The sequence below is a fragment of the Brachybacterium sp. J153 genome (assembly GCF_036311905.1).
Classification (GTDB): domain Bacteria; phylum Actinomycetota; class Actinomycetes; order Actinomycetales; family Dermabacteraceae; genus Brachybacterium.
Map to the genome: position 1 here is coordinate 1 of NZ_JAZDCH010000004.1, position 16,602 is coordinate 16,602.

The window sequence follows — 16,602 nt, forward strand, 5'->3', positions numbered from 1 at the left end:
TTCCCCTACCCGCCCCCCCAACCACCCCCCCCCCACCTACTCCCCCCCCCGCTCCTGGCATGTCCGGGGTGAAGACGGCCGACGAGCTCGCCACCTCGCGCCCTGCCGCGTCGGGACTCCCGACTGCAGAACTGTGAGGTCAGTCACTCCGAAGGTCAACAGAAGGTCACGAATCTGCGTGGCGGATTGTCCGACGATCGGCACGTTCGGTTCGGCGAAAGCCCACGTCATGGAGGCCTTCCCGCTGGCCGTCGGCGCGATGCGCGGGCCGCGGGGCGGCGACTACTCCTCGGTACATTCATCTGTCGCATGCCGCGGGCACTGATCTCACGGTGCTGCGTCCCCGATCACCGAGCAGGCGGTGAACCCGCCGAAGGAGTGCCCGCCCGATGTCTGGAATCGATGCCGTCGTCGAGACGATCTTCGGCCCCATCGCCGCTGTCCTCAGTGCCGTCGTGTTCTACGAGGCCCCCATCTTCGGCGGCGTGCCGATCATCGTCGTCTGGCTCATGGCGGGCGCGGTCTTCCTCACCGTCTGGCTCCGCTTCCAGCCGATCACGGGCCTCAAGCACTCGATCGGCGTGATCCGCGGCCGCTACACCGCCAAGACCGACCCCGGTCAGGTCTCCAGCTTCCAGGCCCTGGCCACGGAGCTCTCCGGCACCGTCGGCCTCGGCAACATCGCGGGCGTGGCCATCGCGATCACCGTCGGCGGACCCGGCGCCGCGCTGTGGATCGCGATCTTCGGCTTCTTCTCGATGAGCGTGAAGATGGCCGAGGCGACCCTGGGCGTCATGTACCGCACGATCAACCCCGACGGCACCACCGAGGGCGGGCCGATGCACTACCTGCGCGACGGCCTGGCGCAGATCGGCCGGAAGCGCCTCGGGCGCGTCCTCGCGGTGATGTACGCGATCTTCGCGCTGTTCGGCGTCTTCGGTGCGGGCAACCTCTTCCAGGCCAATCAGGTGGCCGCGATCGTCGCCTCCTCCACGGGCAGCGATTTCCTCGGTGCTAACCAGTGGCTGATCGGCGCGGTCATGGCGGTCGTCACCGCGATGGTGGTCCTCGGCGGCGTCAAGAAGATCGCGCAGTGGACCTCCGCGATCACCCCGGCCATGGCCGTCCTGTACGTGGCGTGCACCCTCGCCATCATCGTCCTGAACATCGGGGCCCTGCCCGGGGCGATCTCCACCATCGTCACCAGCGCCTTCACGGCCGACGGGGTCACCGGCGGCATCGTCGGCGTCGCCGTGGTCGGCATCCAGCGCGCCCTGTTCTCCAACGGCGGCGGCATTGGCACCGCGGGCATGGCCCACAGCGCCTCGAAGACGAAGGAGCCGGCGACCGAGGGCTTTACCGCCCTGTGGGAGCCGCTGATCGACTCGATCGGCGTGTGCATGCTTACCGCGCTCGCCGTGGTGATCACCGGGGCCTATCGCGAAGGCGGCGAGGACGGCGTGGCCCTCACCGCGAGCGCCTTCGCGACCGTCGCCGACTGGTTCCCGGTGCTGCTCACCGTCGCAGTCGTGCTCTTCGGCTTCTCGACCATCCTCGCGTACGCCTACTACGGCGAGCTCAGCGCGAAGTACCTCTTCGGCAGCTCGGCGCTGGTGCAGAACGGCTTCCGCATCGCCTGGGTGCTCGCCGTCGTGGTCGGTGCCGCGATCTCCCTGGACTCCGTCATCGCCTTCTCCGACGCGATGTTCTTCCTGATGTCCATCCCGAACCTGCTCGGCATCTACTTCCTCGCGCGGACCCTGCGCCTGGAGATCCTGCGCCACAAGTACCGCGTGAGCGTCGGCGCACTGACCGAGGTCGAGCCCGCGCTGCAGGTCGGCATGGGCGATCATGAACCCACCGCGGAGCAGGTCGCCGCCGAGGAGCGCCTGACCCTCACCGAGGAGCTGCGTCTGGCCGAGCTGCACCGCCAGCTCGCGGAGGACCCGGGCTTCCCCGTCCGCGCCGATCACCACGACGACGACCTCGCCTCGCCGATGGGGGAGACGGACTACGAGGGCTGGGGCGAGGAGCCCGACCCGGAGGGCGAGGCGCGGACCCCCGCGCCCGCGGGCACCTGAGTCCGACGGGGACGCAGCAGGGGCTTCGGCCGCACTGTCCACGTCCGGATGCTGATATCCCCATCTCGCATCTCGGAGAGTAGACTCGGCCCATGCCTCAGCTCCGTTCCCGCACCTCGACCCACGGCCGCAACATGGCCGGCGCCCGCGCCCTCTGGCGCGCCACCGGTATGACGAGCGGCGACTTCGGCAAGCCGATCATCGCGATCGCGAACTCGTACACGCAGTTCGTGCCGGGCCACGTCCACCTCAAGAACCTGGGCGACCTGGTCGCGAGCTCGATCGCGGAGGCCGGCGGTATCTCCAAGGAGTTCAACACCATCGCGGTCGACGACGGCATCGCGATGGGCCACGGCGGCATGCTCTACTCGCTACCGAGCCGCGACGTCATCGCCGACTCGATCGAGTACATGGTCAACGCGCACACCGCGGACGCCCTCGTGTGCATCTCGAACTGCGACAAGATCACCCCCGGGCACCTCATGGCCGCCATGCGCCTGAACATCCCGGTCATCTTCGTCTCCGGCGGTCCGTCGGAATCCGGCAAGCCGATCGAGGGCGTGACCGAGCACCGTCTGGACCTGGTCGATGCGATGTCCCTCTCCGCAGATGACTCGATCACCGACGCGCAGCTGGCCGAGGTCGAGGAGAACGCCTGCCCGACCTGCGGCTCCTGCTCCGGCATGTTCACCGCGAACTCGATGAACTGCCTCACCGAGGTGCTGGGCCTCTCCCTGCCCGGCAACGGCACCACGCTCGCCACCCACGCCTTCCGCAAGGAGCTCTTCCTCGAGGCGGGCCGGAAGATCGTCGAGCTCACCAAGCGCTACTACGAGGAGGACGACGAGTCGGTCCTGCCGCGCTCGATCGCCACCAAGGCCGCGTTCTCCAACGCGATGGCGATGGACGTCGCGATGGGCGGCTCGACCAACACGATCCTGCACATCCTCGCCGTCGCGATCGAGGGCGGGGTCGACTTCGGCCTCGACGACATCGATCGCATCTCGCGGTCCGTGCCGACCCTGTCCAAGGTCGCGCCGAACGGTACCGCGCACGTCGAGGACGTCCACCGCGCCGGCGGCATCCCGGCGATCCTCGGCGAGCTCGACCGCGCCGGGCTGCTGGACCACACCGTCCACACCGTGCACTCCCCGGACCTCACCACCTGGCTCGACGAGTGGGACGTGCGCGGCGGGAAAGCCTCGAAGAAGGCCGAGGCCCTGTTCCACGCCGCCCCCGGAGGGGTGCGCACCACCCAGGCGTTCTCCACCACCAACACGTGGGACGAGCTCGACCTCGACGCCGAGAACGGCGTGGTCCGCTCCGTCCCCCACGCGTACACGAAGGACGGCGGCCTCGCGGTGCTGAAGGGCAACCTCGCCCGCGACGGCGCCGTGTTCAAGACCGCGGGCGTCACCGAGGACCTCTTCCACTTCGAGGGCACCGCCGTGGTCTGCGACTCCCAGGAGGAGGCGGTCCAGAAGATCCTGGACAAGACCGTGAAGGCCGGCGACGTGGTGGTCATCCGCTACGAGGGCCCGCAGGGCGGTCCCGGCATGCAGGAGATGCTCTACCCGACGTCCTTCCTCAAGGGCCGCGGCCTCGGCAAGACCTGCGCGCTGATCACCGACGGCCGCTTCTCCGGCGGCACCAGCGGCGTCTCCATCGGCCACATCTCCCCGGAGGCGGCCGAGGGCGGTCTGATCGGTCTCATCGAGGACGGCGACAAGATCATCATCGACGTGGACAAGCGCCTGCTCGAGCTCGACGTGCCCGAGGACGAGATCGCCCGCCGCCGCGAGAAGAAGGGCCCGCTGCCGTGGCGTCCCGAGCACCGCGAGCGCCAGGTGTCCCAGGCCCTCAAGGTCTACGCGCACCTGGTCCGTTCCGCGACCTACGGCGCGACCCGGCGACCGCTGGACTGAGCGCGAGGCGCGCGGCGCCAGTTTGATGGTCGCGGCCGGACGCGATGACGGCGGGGGACCCGCGAGGCCCGGAGGGGGCTCGCGGGTTCCCCGCCGTCACGTCTGTGGGGGAGGGCCGCCGGCTCAGGCCCCCAGCGCGGCCTCGTAGCGCTCGAGCGCGATCTCGGCGACGAGCTCGTGGTCGCCGAGGGGTGCGGCGACCACATCGGCCCCGGCACTGGAGACCAGGTCGTGGAAGTGGCCGGGGGCGAGCACATAGCTCGCGACCACCACCCGCGACCCGTCGGCCAGCCCCGCGCGCGCCGCGGTGACGGCGTCGGCGACCGAGGGCGTCGCGGCATAGGCGAAGCCGACGGTGACCTCCCGGCCGAGTCGCGCGGCGAGCTGCCGCGCCGCCTCCTCGACCTGGGCGACACCCTCCGGATCGCGGGTGCCGGAGCCCGCCATGACCACGGCGTCGCCGTCCCGCAGCCCGGCGTCGTCGAGGCGCTGCGCCATCACCTCGGCCAGGCGCGGATCGGGGCCGAGCGGTCCGGTGGCCGTCGCGGCACGGCCCGCGACCGCGTCGCCGATGTCGTCCTTGACGTGATAGCCGACGGAGAGCAGCAGCGGCACGACCACCGCCTGCACCGCATCCGCCTCGCGGGTGCGCATCTCGGCGAGCTCCGCATGGGCGGCGACCACGGCCGCGACGTCGGGGGCCTGCACGTCCACGAAGGCCTCGCGCACGGGACCCGGGGCCTGCGCGGCGATCCGGGTCAGCAGGGCGCGCAGCACGTCCCGGCCGTCCCGCGAGCGGGTGCCGTGCGAGCAGCCGATCAGCACCGGCGCCGCACCGGGCGGGACCGGAGCCGGGACGCCGTCGGCCGGATGCGGTTCCCCGACCTCGGCGCCGTCCGCGAGCGCCTCCCGGCCCGCGCCGTGCGCCGGGGTGGCGACGGCGGTGGTTTCGTCCTCCGGATGCAGGAAGCCCGGGGCGGCGGTGCGCCCCACCACGATCACCGCCGGATGTCCGATGCCGGCCTCGGCGACCACCCGCTCGATGTCGGCGAGGGTGCCGCGCACCTCGCGCTGTCCGGGGAGGGTCGCCTCCTGCACCACGGCGACCGGGGTCTCGGGGTCGATGCCGTTCAGCCGGGCCTGGGCGACCAGTCGCGGCAGCCAGCCGACGCCCATCATCAGCACCGTGGTGGTGCCGGGGTCGGCGAGGGCCGCGAGGTCCGCGGGGCCCAGGTCGCCGTGGGCGTTGACGATGTGCACCGCGACGGCGGTGCCGCGCTGGGTGACCGGCACGTCTCCCGCCGCGGGTCCTGCGAGCGCCGAGGTCACTCCCGGCACCACCTGCACGGGGACGCCGGCGCCGCGGCAGGCGAGGACTTCCTCGCCGCCGCGTCCGAGCACGAAGGGGTCCCCGCCCTTGAGGCGCACCACGCGGTGCCCGGCCTGCGCGGTCCGCACCAGCAGCGCCCCGATCTCGTCCTGGGACAGGGCATGCGCCCCGGGGCGCTTGCCGACGTCGATCACCTCGACCCCGTCCGCGAGCTCGCCGAGCAGCGAGCGGGGACCGAGCCGGTCGGCGACGACCACGTCGGCCTGGCGCAGCAGCGTCAGGCCACGCACCGTGATCAGGTCCCACGCGCCGGGGCCGCCGCCCACGAGGGCGACAGTGCCGGGATCGAGGACGGCCTCGGTCAGACCGTTCGCGGCCGACTCGGTCTCGGGCAGCCCGGTCTCGGGCAGCCCGCTCACGCCTCGCCGTCCTGCGGCCCGGTCCCCGGTCGCGGGGCGGTGGAGACGTGGACCTGGCCATCTCGGACCTCGACGTCGAAAACCGCGATCGGGTGTGCGGCACCGCCACCGGCGTCGATCACGGCGCCCGTGTCGAGGTCCCAGGTCTGCTTGTACATGGGGGAGGAGAGGGTGGGGACCAGCCGCTCCTCCGACTCGCCCTCGACCGTGAGCCGGTGGGTGCCGACCAGGCCGCGGGAGAGGATGTTCGATCCCGAGTAGGGGTCGTGCTGCTGGACGGCGTGCACGCTGCCGTCGTCCAGCAGGAACACTGCGATCTGGGTGCCGTCCGGCAGCAGCGCGGCCGAGCCCCGCTCCGGGGTCAGGGCCTCGAGCGGGCAGATCGCCACGAGGGAGTCGGCGGGGGCGGTCATCACTGGTCCTCCTGCGAGAGATGGGCGGCGCCCGCGAGGGCGTGCTCCTTCGCCGCGAGCGGCGTCGGGAAGGTGTCGGCCGGATCGTCCTCGGGACGTGCCGGGCGGATCTGGTCGCGCTCGATCACGTAACGCAGACTCTTGTCGTGCAGGTCCGGGGCGTTGATGAACGACACGAACTTCGCGCGGCGCTCGGGATCCTGCACCGCCTCGGCCCACTCGTCGACGTAGGAGTCGGCATGGCGCTGCATGGCGGCCTCGAGCTCCTCGCCGATGCCGAGGGAGTCCTCGACCACCACGCGCCGCAGCTCCGCGATCCCGCCCGGGTACTCCTCGACCCAGCGCGCGGTGCGCTGGAGCTTGTCCGCCTGGCGGATGTACAGGATCAGGAAACGGTCGATGCAGCGCTGCAGGGTGTCGTCGTCGAGGTCCTCGACGAGCAGCTGGGCATGGGCGGGCTGGGCGCCGCCGTTCCCGCCGACGTACAGGTTCCAGCCGCGATGGGTCGCGATCACGCCGACGTCCTTGGCCTGGGCCTCCGCGCACTCGCGGGCGCAGCCGGAGACGCCGATCTTGAGCTTGTGCGGAGAGCGCAGGCCGCGGTAGCGGGCCTCGAGGCGGGCCGCCATCGCCGTCGAGTCGCCCACGCCGAAGCGGCACCAGTTCGTGCCCAGGCACGACTTCACCATCCGGAGGGACTTGCCGTAGGCGTGACCGGACTGGAACCCGGCCGCGACCAGCCGCTCCCAGATCTCCGGGAGCTGCTCGAGACGGGCCCCGAACATGCCGATGCGCTGGGCGCCGTTGACCTTCACGTACAGGCCGTAGTCCTTCGCGACCTGCGCGAAGACGAGCAGCTTCTCGGGGGTGACCTCGCCGGCGGGCATGGCGGGGATCACCGAGTAGGTGCCGTCCTTCTGGATGTTCGCCATGACGTGGTCGTTGGTGTCCTGCAGCGAGCCCAGCTGACGTCCCACCGGGTTGTGGCGGCGGCCGCTGAGCGCGCCGAGCGAGGACAGGATCGAGGCGACCGTCGGGCGGCACACCGCGCAGCCGCGCCCCGCCCCGGTGCCGTGCGCGGCGACGACCTCGGTGAAGGTCTCCTGGCCGCCCTCCTCGACGAGCTGGTACAGCTCGGCGCGGGAGTGGTCGAAGTGTTCGCACAGGGCGCGGGACACCTCGATGCCGCTCTTGGCCAGCTCCTGGTTCAGGATCTTCGTGAGCGTGGGGACGCACGAGCCGCACACGGTGCCGGCGGTGGTGCACTCCTTGATCGCGCCGACGGTGTGGCAGCCCTGCTCGTTCACCGCATGGCGCACGGTGCCGGCGGCGATGTTGTTGCACGAGCAGACCACCGCATCGTCCGGCAGCTCGGCGCCCGCGAGCGCGTCGCCGCCGCCCTCGGGGGCGATCACGGCCGACGGGTCCGCCCCGAGGGGACGCCCGGTCAGCGGCCGCAGCTGCGAGTACAGGGAGATGTCGCCGACGAACACCCCGCCGAGCAGGATCGTCGCGTCGTCGGAGAGCACCAGCTTGCGGTACTGGCGGTGGACCGGGTCGACGAAGGAGACCTCGAGCGCGTCCGGGGTCATGGCGTTGACGTCGCCGAAGGCCGCGGCGTCCACGCCCACGCCCTTGAGCTTCGTGCCGTCCTCGGCGCGGGAGTGCGTACGGGCGCCGCCGAGGAAGCGGTCCACGACCACGTCGGCCATGTCGTTGCCGGGGGCGATCAGGCCCGCGCACACCCCGTCGAAGGAGGCGCACTCGCCGATCGCCCAGATGTCCGGGTCGGAGGTCTGGCAGCTCTCGCCGACGACCACGCCGCCGCGCTCGCCGATCACGAGCCCGGCCTCCCGGCCGATCTTGTCCCGGGGACGGATGCCGGTGGAGAAGACCACGACGTCCGCGGGCAGCTCGCTGCCGTCGGTGAGCTCGGCAGTGCCCATCGCGCCGTCTTCGGCCGGGCGGAAGGCGGTCGCGCCCACGCCGGTGCGCACCTCGATGCCCTTGTCCTGGATGAGCAGGCGCAGCATCTCGCCGCCGCCGTCGTCGAGCTGGACGGCCATCAGCCGGTCGGCGAACTCGACGACGGTGGAGTGCGCGCCGAGTCCCTGCAGCGCGGCCGCGGCCTCGAGGCCGAGCACGCCGCCGCCGACGACGACTCCGCGCACCTGCCGGCCCAGGGCCTCGCCGCGCTCGGCGACCCAGGCGGCGAGGTTCTCGACGTCCTCGACGGTGCGATAGCTGAAGGAGCCCGGCAGGTCCTTGCCCTCGGCGCGCGGCGCCCAGGCCCAGGAGCCGGTGGCGAGCACGAGCCGGTCGTAGTCGTGGACGGTGCCGGAGGCGCAGGTCACGGTGTGCGCGGAGCGATCCACGGCCTCCGCCGCATCGCCCGTGACCAGGGTGATGCGCGGGTCCTCCCACACCCCGGTGTCGAGGGAGAGGAGGTCCTCGCGGCGGTGGTCGAACCAGTCCGAGAGGTGCACGCGGTCGTAGGGGCGCTGCGGCTCCTCACCGATCACGGTGAGGGTCCAGTCGCCGTCGGGATCCGCCGCGCGCAGGCGCGCCGCGAAGCGGTGCCCGGTCATGCCGCCGCCGACGACGACGAGCCGCTCCCCGGCCAGCGGGTGCTGCTCCGGGGAAGGGGCGAGGGGGGAGTGTCCAGGGGTGCTCATGCTCGGCTCACATGCCTCTCTCCGAGGGGGGTCGACAGGAGCAACGGTAGCCGCGGTGCGAAGACCTGCGCAGGGACCTCCGTCAACCGGGCGGCCTTCGCGCGTCCGCTAGGCCGGGAGCCGTCCCGGCGCGCACCGGAGCCGGGTGCGGTCCGCGGCGGTGCGGCCCGTGCCGGGGGAGCAGGTCCCCGGCACGGGCGCGAGGATCAGGCGCGCAGGTCCGCCTGGACCATGCCCGCGGCGAGCGTGGTCCCCGACTGCGGGTCGATCACGAGGAAGGAGCCTCCGTCCCGCGTGGCGGCGTAGGGCTCGAGCGGCAGCGCTTCCGCCAGCTGCAGCTGGACCTGCACGAGGTCGTTGAGCTCGGCCGTGTCCGCGGGGACGGTCTCGAGGGACTCGATGTCCAGCCGCTCGGAGATCCCCTGGACCCGGGCCTGGACGGTGCGGGTGCCGTGCTTGACGAGCACGCGGGCGCGCTCGCGCAGAGGGGTCTCCGAGAGGCAGCAGAGCACCGCCGCGGTGCTGTCCGTGGGCACGGGGACGGTGCCCCCGGCGAGGACGTCCCCGCGGGAGATGTCCAGCTCGTCGGCGAGGCTCAGGGTGACCGAGAGCCCGGCGGCCGCCCGCTCGACGGGGGAGCCTGCGACGTCGATCCCGGTCACGGTCGTGGAGCGGCCCGAGCCGGCCACCGTGATCGGATCGCCGAGGGCGACGGTTCCGGAGGTGATCAGGCCCGCGTAGCCCCGATAGTCCACGTGCGCGGGATCCACCGCGCCGTGCTGCGGACGGATCACCAACTGCACGGGCAGGCGCAGATCGCCTTCGCGCTGATCGGCGCCCGGAGGGAGGGTCTCGAGCAGCGCGAGCAGCGTCGGACCCTCGTACCAGGCGGTGCGCTCCGAGCGGGTCACGACGTTGTCGCCGTGCAGGGCGGAGACCGGGACGACGTGCAGGTCCCGCAGGGCGAGGGAGTCGGCGACGCGGCCCAGCTCCGCGGTGACGGCGGCGTGGACGGCCTGCGGATCGTCGACGAGGTCGATCTTGTTGAGCGCGACGAGCACGTGCGGGACGCGCAACAGGGCCGAGATCGCGAGGTGGCGGCGGGTCTGCTCGACCACGCCGTTGCGGGCGTCGACGAGCACCACGACGACGTCGGCCGTCGAGGCGCCGGTGACCGTGTTGCGCGTGTACTGGACGTGCCCGGGGGTGTCGGCCAGGACGTAGGAGCGCTCGGCGGTCGCGAAGTAGCGGTAGGCGACGTCGATCGTGATGCCCTGCTCCCGCTCGGCGCGGAGGCCGTCGGTGAGCAGCGCGAGATCGGCGAGCTCGCCCTTCCAGCCCCGCTGGCGGCTGGCCGCCTCGACGGAGGCGAGCTGGTCGGCGAAGACCGACTTCGTGTCGTGCAGCAGGCGGCCGATGAGAGTCGACTTGCCGTCGTCGACGCTGCCGGCGGTCGCGAGGCGCAGGAGGGTCGGGCCGGGATGGCCCGTGCCCGTGCCCTCGGGGGCGAGGAGCAGATCGGCGGTGGTCATCAGAAGTAGCCCTCCTTCTTGCGGTCCTCCATGGCGGCCTCGGAGATCCGGTCGTCCGCCCGGGTGGCGCCGCGCTCGGTGATGGTGCTGGCGGCGACCTCGGCGAGGACGGCCTGCACGTCGAAGGCCTCGGAGAGCACGGCCCCGGTGCAGGACATGTCGCCGACGGTGCGGTAGCGGACCGTGCGCCGGGTGGTCTCCTCGCCCTCGCGCAGGCCGCCCCAGTCACCGGGGCTGAGCAGCATGCCGTCGCGCTCGACGACGTCCCGCTCGTGCGCGTAATACAGCGAGGGCAGCTCGATCTGCTCGCGGGCGATGTAGCGCCACACGTCCAGCTCGGTCCAGTTCGACAGCGGGAAGACGCGCACGTGCTCGCCGGGACGGTGACGGGTGTTGTAGAGGTGCCAGAGCTCGGGCCGCTGGTTCTTGGGGTCCCACTGCCCGAAGGCGGAGCGCAGGCTCATGATGCGCTCCTTGGCGCGGGCCTTGTCCTCGTCGCGGCGGCCGCCGCCGAAGACCGCCGTGAACCGGTGCTCCTCGATCGCGTCGAGCAGCGGCATGGTCTGCAGCGGGTTGCGGGTGCCGTCGGCGCGCTCCTCGAGCCGGCCGTCGTCGAGATAGTCCTGCACCGAGGCGACGAGGAGCTCGACGCCCATCTTTGCGACCGTCCGGTCGCGGAACTCGATCACCTCGGGGAAGTTGTGGCCGGTGTCCACGTGCAGCACCGGGAAGGGGATCGGGGCGGGCCACAGGGCCTTGGCCGCGAGGTGCAGCATCACCACCGAGTCCTTGCCCCCGGAGAAGAGCATGACGGGACGCTCGAGCTCGGCGACGGTCTCGCGGATGATGTGGATGGCCTCGGCCTCGAGGGCGTCGAGCAGGCCGGCCGGGGCGTCCACGCGCGGCGCGGGGGCGAGGGCGGTCATCGGTCCTCCTGGGTGGGGCTGAGCGAGATCAGGACGGGGGCGGTGCGGATCGCCGGGGCGGTGTCGGCCGACGATCCCGCGGCGGTGCCCGCCTCGGTGCCGCCGTCGCCGGGGTGGAGCCCGCATTCGGTCTTCTGCGTGCCGGCCCAGCGACCGGCGCGGGGGTCCTCACCGGGGGCGACGGGTCGGGTGCAGGGGGCGCACCCGATGCTGGGGTAGCCCTGGTGCAGCAGCGGGTTCTCCGGCAGGGAGTGCTCGCGCGAGTACGCCATGAGCCGATCGTACGACCAGGTGACGAGCGGGTTGATCTTGACGAGCCCGAAGGCCTCGTCGAAGGTCACCACGGGGGAGCCCGCACGGGTCGGTCCCTCGTCGCGGCGCACCCCGGTGACCCAGGCGTCGTAGCCGCCGAGCGCCTTCTTCAGGGGGGCGACCTTCCGCATGCCGCAGCAGGACGCGGGATCGCGGTCGTGGAGCTTCGCGCCGTGCTCGGCGTCCTGCTCGGCGACGGTGCGCTCGGGCAGCACGTCCACCACCGTCACGTCGAGCTCGCGGGCGACACGGTCGCGGGTCGCGAGGGTCTCGGGGAAGTGGTAGCCGGTGTCGAGGAAGAGCACGTCCACGCCGGGGCGGTGGGCGGCGACGACGTGGGGGAGCACCGCATCGGCCATCGAGCAGGCCACCGTGAGCGAGTCCCCGAACGTCTCGGCGGCCCACCGAGCCGCGGCGTCGGCGAGCTCCTCGGGGCCGAGCTCCGCCTCGAGGGCCGCGAAGCGCTCGGCGCCCTCCGCCGCGAGGGCGCGCAGGCGGGCGATCCGCTCCTCGGGGGTCTCGGCGGAGCGCTCGTCCTGGTGGGCTGGTTCGGTCGTGGTCATCGCAGCTCCTCCTCCTCGGCACGGTGCGCCCAGGCCGCGAAGGTCTCCCCGTCGGTGCGACCGTCCGCGAAGCGGCGGACGACGCGCTCGACGTAGTCCGGCAGCTCCGTGGCGGCGACCTTGTGCTGGCGCAGCGTGCGCCCCAGCTGGGGCCCCTCGAGACCGGGTGCTGAGAGCGATCCTCCCAGATGCACCTGGAACCCGGGGACCTGCTCGCCGTCCTCTGTCGTGATGATCTGTCCCTTGAGCCCGATGTCGGCCGTCTGGATGCGGGCGCAGGAGTTGGGGCAGCCGTTCAGGTGCAGGCTGATCGGCTGTCCGAGGCGCGGCTCGACGTCTGCGAGGCGGCGCTCGAGCTCGTCGACCGCCGCCGTCGCGGTGTCCTTGGTGTCCACGATCGCGAGCTTGCAGAACTCGAGGCCGGTGCAGGCCATCGTCGAGCGGCGCAGGGCGCTGGGCCGGGTGCGCAGCCCGAGGGCCTCGAGGCCCTCCACTGCTTCCTGGACGCGGTCGGCGGGGACGCCCAGGACCACGAGCTTCTGGAAGGCGGTCAGGCGCACGGACTCGGCGCCGACCTCCTCCACCAGATCGGCGAGGCGGGTCAGGAGGTCACCGCGGATCCGGCCGACGGTGGGGGCGGCGCCGATGTACGAGCGGCCGTCCTTCTGGAGATGCACGCCGACGTGGTCGCCCGGCCCGGTGGCCGGGGCGGGGGCCGGACCGTCCGGGAGGGCGTAGCCGAGGTACTCGGACTCGAGCACCTCGCGGAACCGCTCTGTGCCCCAGTCGGCGAGCAGGAACTTCAGCCGCGCCTTGTTGCGCAGGCGGCGGAAGCCGTAGTCGCGGAAGATCCGCACCACGCCGTGCCACACGTCGGGTGCCTGCTCCTCGGTGACGAAGACGCCCAGGCGCTCGCCGAGCCGCGGGGCGGTGGAGAGCGCGCCGCCCACCCAGAGGTCGTAGCCGGGGCCGAGCTCGGGGTGGACCACGCCCACGAGCGAGATGTCGTTGATCTCGTGGGCGACGTCGAGGCTGGGGTGCCCGGTGATCGCGGTCTTGAACTTGCGCGGCAGGTTCGCGAGCTCGGGGTCGCCGATGTAGCGGCGCTTGATCTCGGCGATCACCGGGGTGGGGTCGATGATCTCGTCGGCGGCGATGCCGGCGACGGGGCTGCCGAGGAAGCCGCGCGGGGTGTCGCCGCACGCGGTGGTGGTCTCGAGGCCGACGGTGTCCAGGCGGCGCCAGATCTCGGGGACGTCCTCGATCTCGATCCAGTGGTACTGGACGTTCTGGCGATCGGTGAGGTCGGTCGCGCCGCGGGCGAAGTCGGTGGAGATCGAGCCGAGCACGCGCAGGGCGGCGGGGGAGAGGGCGGCACCGTCGGTGCGCACGCGGAGCATGAAGTAGCGGTCCTCGAGCTCATGCGGCTCGAGCTGCGCGGTACGGCCGCCGTCGATCCCGGGCTTGCGCTGGGTGTAGAGGCCCCACCACCGAAAGCGGCCATGGAGGTCGTCCCCGGGGATCGCGTCGAAGCCCTCGCGGGCGTAGGTCTCCTCGATGCGGGCGCGCACGTTGAGTCCGTTGTCCGCGGCCTTGAACTCCTCGTTGGGGTTCAGGGGCTCGGTGCCGTCGACCTTCCACTGCCCCTGCGGCTTGCCCGAGCGGGAGGGGCGCACCCGCGGCGGGGTGGCGTGCGCGGGAGCTCCGTCGGCGGGCGGACGGGTGCTGAGATCGGTGGACTCCATGCCCACAGAATGACGAGTTATGGAGCCGATTACAAACCCTTTGGTCACGCAGTGTCATGTACGGCACTCGGGCGCCCTGCGGCGACATCCGTCGTCTCGCATCCCGGACCGGGGTGGCCGCTCGGATGCGAGGGCCTATGCTGTCGCCATGCATCTCGACATCCTCGTAGTTCTCGAGCGCGGCTGACGCCCGTTCGTCCTTCGAGCACGTCACCGCGCCCCTCCCTGAGCCCCAGGCGGAGGGGCTTTTTCGTGCCCCCGGTCGGGTGCGATCCCTCGGGAGGGGAACGGCCGTAGTCCCCGCCACGACCACCGTCCGAGACGACGAAGGAGTTCCGATGACCGGACAGCAGATGACGGGCGCGCAGGCGCTGGTCGAGTCCCTCGAGCATGCCGGGGCCGAGGTCGTCTTCGGCCTCCCCGGCGGGGCGATCCTGCCCACCTACGACCCGCTGATGGACGCGAAGAAGCTCCGTCACGTGCTGGTCCGCCACGAGCAGGGCGCCGGCCATGCCGCGAGCGGCTACGCGCACGCCACCGGGAAGGTCGGTGTGTGCCTGGCGACCTCGGGCCCCGGGGCCACGAACCTGATCACCGCGATCGCCGACGCGCAGATGGACTCGATCCCGCTCGTCGCGATCACCGGCCAGGTCGGCTCGTCCTTCATCGGGACCGACGCCTTCCAGGAGGCCGACATCGTGGGCATGACCATGCCCGTGACCAAGCACAACTTCCTGGTCTCCGACGCCGACGAGATCCCCAAGGTCATCAAGCAGGCCTTCCACATCGCCTCGACCGGCCGGCCCGGCGCCGTGCTGGTGGACGTCACCAAGGACGCGCAGCAGGCGATGACCGAGTTCGTCTGGCCCGAGACGCTCGACCTGCCCGGCTACCGCCCCGAGTCGCGCCCGCACAGCAAGCAGATACGCGAGGCGGCGACCCTCCTGCTCGAGGCCAAGCGTCCCGTCTTCCTGCTCGGCGGCGGCGTGCTGCGCGGCCGCGCCTGGGAGGAGGTCGGCGAACTGGTGGACGTCTCTGGTGCCCCCTTCGTCACCACCCTCATGGCCCGCGGCGCCCTCCCGGACTCGCACCCCAGCCACCTCGGCATGCCCGGCATGCACGGGACCGTCGCGGCGGTCTCGGCCCTGCAGCGGGCGGACCTGATCGTGAACATCGGTGCCCGCTTCGATGACCGCGTGACCGGTCGCCTGGACTCCTTCGCCCCGAACGCGGCGATCGTCCACGCCGACATCGACCCCGCGGAGATCTCCAAGAACATCGAGACCGACGTGCCGATCGTGGGCCAGGCCGCCGATGTCGCCCGGGCCCTCACCGCCGAGCTGCGCAGCCGGCTGGACGCGGCGGAGAGCGACCCCCGCGACTACGACGCCTGGTGGAGCGCGCTGGACCTCCTGCGCGACAACTACCCGCTGGGTTGGACCGAGACCGAGGACGGCCTGACCGCCCCGCAGAAGGTCATCTCCCGCCTCGGCGCGCTCTCCGGACCCGAGGCGATCATGGTCGCCGGCGTCGGACAGCACCAGATGTGGTCCGCGCAGTTCGTCCAGTACGAGAACCCGCTCACCTGGATCAACTCGGGCGGCCTCGGGACCATGGGCTACTCGGTGCCCGCCGCCATGGGCGCCAAGGTCGGCCAGCCGGACCGCGTGGTCTGGTCGATCGACGGCGACGGCTGCTTCCAGATGACCAATCAGGAGCTCGCCACCTGCGTCATCAACGACATCCCGATCAAGGTCGCGGTCATCAACAACTCGAGCCTCGGCATGGTGCGCCAGTGGCAGAACCTGTTCTACGACCAGCGCTACTCCAACACCGAGCTCAACACCGGTCACGGCAGCCGCCGCATCCCCGACTTCGTGAAGCTCGCCGACGCGTACGGCGCCGCGGGCCTGCGCTGCGAGCGCGACGAGGACATCGACGACACCATCCGCCAGGCGCTCGAGATCAACGACCGCCCCGTGGTCGTGGACTTCACGGTGAGCGCCGACGCGATGGTGTGGCCGATGGTCCCCGCCGGCGTCTCCAACGACGAGATCCAGATCGCCCAGGGCATGAGCCCCGAGTGGGAGAGGGACATCTGATCATGAACGCCGCTTCCGCCCCGTCCACCTCGGAGTACGTGATGACCCCCCACAGCCAGACCCTGTCCGTCCTGGTGGAGAACAAGCCCGGCGTGCTCACGCGCGTCGCCGCCCTGTTCTCCCGCCGCGGCTACAACATCTCGTCCCTCGCCGTCGGCCCCACCGAGCACCCGGAGATCTCCCGCATCACCGTGGTGGTCGACGTCGACCAGCGTCGTCTCGAGCAGATCACCAAGCAGCTCAACAAGCTCGTCAACGTGCTCAAGATCGTCCAGCTCGAGCCCCGCCAGACCGTCCAACGCGAGCTGATCCTGATCAAGGTCACCGCGGACTCCTCGAGCCGCACCTCGGTGCTCGAGATCGTCCAGATGTTCCGGGCGAAGGTCGTCGACGCGGCGACCGACTCGGTCACCATCGAGGCGACGGGAACGCAGGACAAGCTCTCGGCGCTGCTGGGGATGCTCGAGGAGTTCGGCATCCGCGAGATCGTGAAGTCCGGTGAGGTGGCCATCGGCCGCGGTGCCCGGGCGATCACGGACCGCGCGCTGCTCGGCTGACCGCGAGCCGCTCGGGGGTCTC

11 protein-coding genes are annotated in these 16,602 nt (G+C 71.8%); 4 read left to right on the plus strand and 7 right to left on the minus strand.

Going from position 1 to position 16,602, the window contains the following annotated elements; translation table 11 throughout:
• The first annotated feature begins 389 nt into the window (after positions 1 to 389).
• Positions 390 to 2,081: an alanine/glycine:cation symporter family protein gene (locus tag V1258_RS01640; protein WP_329748055.1), complete on the plus strand. Its 1,692-nt coding sequence runs from the start codon at positions 390 to 392 to the stop codon at positions 2,079 to 2,081.
• 92 nt (positions 2,082 to 2,173) lie between these two features.
• Positions 2,174 to 4,006 (plus strand): dihydroxy-acid dehydratase, encoded by a 1,833-nt coding sequence (gene ilvD, locus V1258_RS01645; RefSeq protein WP_329748056.1) that lies wholly within the window; start codon positions 2,174 to 2,176, stop codon positions 4,004 to 4,006.
• A 123-nt stretch (positions 4,007 to 4,129) separates the two neighbouring features.
• On the opposite strand, the gene cobA is transcribed toward ilvD, so the two are convergent.
• From cobA to V1258_RS01680, 7 genes are all read right to left on the minus strand, one after another.
• Positions 4,130 to 5,755: a uroporphyrinogen-III C-methyltransferase gene (gene cobA, locus V1258_RS01650; RefSeq protein WP_329748057.1), complete on the minus strand. Its 1,626-nt coding sequence runs from the start codon at positions 5,753 to 5,755 to the stop codon at positions 4,130 to 4,132.
• Positions 5,752 to 6,168 carry a nitrite reductase (NAD(P)H) small subunit gene (locus V1258_RS01655; protein WP_329748058.1) on the minus strand — a complete coding sequence of 139 codons (417 nt, stop codon included), beginning with the start codon at positions 6,166 to 6,168 and terminating at the stop codon, positions 5,752 to 5,754. Before V1258_RS01655 ends, cobA begins: the two co-directional genes overlap by 4 nt.
• Complete coding sequence (gene nirB / locus V1258_RS01660; RefSeq protein ID WP_329748059.1) at positions 6,168 to 8,843, minus strand: nitrite reductase large subunit NirB; 2,676 nt, start codon at positions 8,841 to 8,843, stop codon at positions 6,168 to 6,170. Before nirB ends, V1258_RS01655 begins: the two co-directional genes overlap by 1 nt.
• 206 nt (positions 8,844 to 9,049) lie before the next feature.
• The gene (locus V1258_RS01665) at positions 9,050 to 10,375 is read right to left on the minus strand and encodes a sulfate adenylyltransferase subunit 1 (RefSeq protein ID WP_329748060.1); all 1,326 of its coding nucleotides are present in this window, start codon (positions 10,373 to 10,375) and stop codon (positions 9,050 to 9,052) included.
• Positions 10,375 to 11,301 (minus strand): sulfate adenylyltransferase subunit CysD, encoded by a 927-nt coding sequence (gene cysD / locus V1258_RS01670; protein ID WP_329748061.1) that lies wholly within the window; start codon positions 11,299 to 11,301, stop codon positions 10,375 to 10,377. Before cysD ends, V1258_RS01665 begins: the two co-directional genes overlap by 1 nt.
• Entirely contained in the window at positions 11,298 to 12,176 is an 879-nt protein-coding gene (locus tag V1258_RS01675) for a phosphoadenylyl-sulfate reductase (RefSeq protein ID WP_329748062.1), read from the minus strand. The genes cysD and V1258_RS01675 overlap by 4 nt, the downstream gene beginning before the upstream one ends.
• Entirely contained in the window at positions 12,173 to 13,921 is a 1,749-nt protein-coding gene (locus V1258_RS01680) for a nitrite/sulfite reductase (RefSeq protein ID WP_329748063.1), read from the minus strand. Before V1258_RS01680 ends, V1258_RS01675 begins: the two co-directional genes overlap by 4 nt.
• 338 nt (positions 13,922 to 14,259) lie before the next feature.
• On the opposite strand from V1258_RS01680, the gene V1258_RS01685 reads away from it, so the two are divergent.
• Both V1258_RS01685 and ilvN read left to right on the plus strand, forming a co-directional pair.
• Complete coding sequence (locus tag V1258_RS01685) at positions 14,260 to 16,023, plus strand: acetolactate synthase large subunit (RefSeq protein ID WP_329748064.1); 1,764 nt, start codon at positions 14,260 to 14,262, stop codon at positions 16,021 to 16,023.
• A 41-nt stretch (positions 16,024 to 16,064) separates the two neighbouring features.
• On the plus strand, positions 16,065 to 16,580 hold the full coding sequence (gene ilvN / locus V1258_RS01690; protein ID WP_329748272.1) for an acetolactate synthase small subunit: 516 nt from the start codon (positions 16,065 to 16,067) through the stop codon (positions 16,578 to 16,580).
• The last annotated feature ends 22 nt before the right edge of the window (positions 16,581 to 16,602 follow it).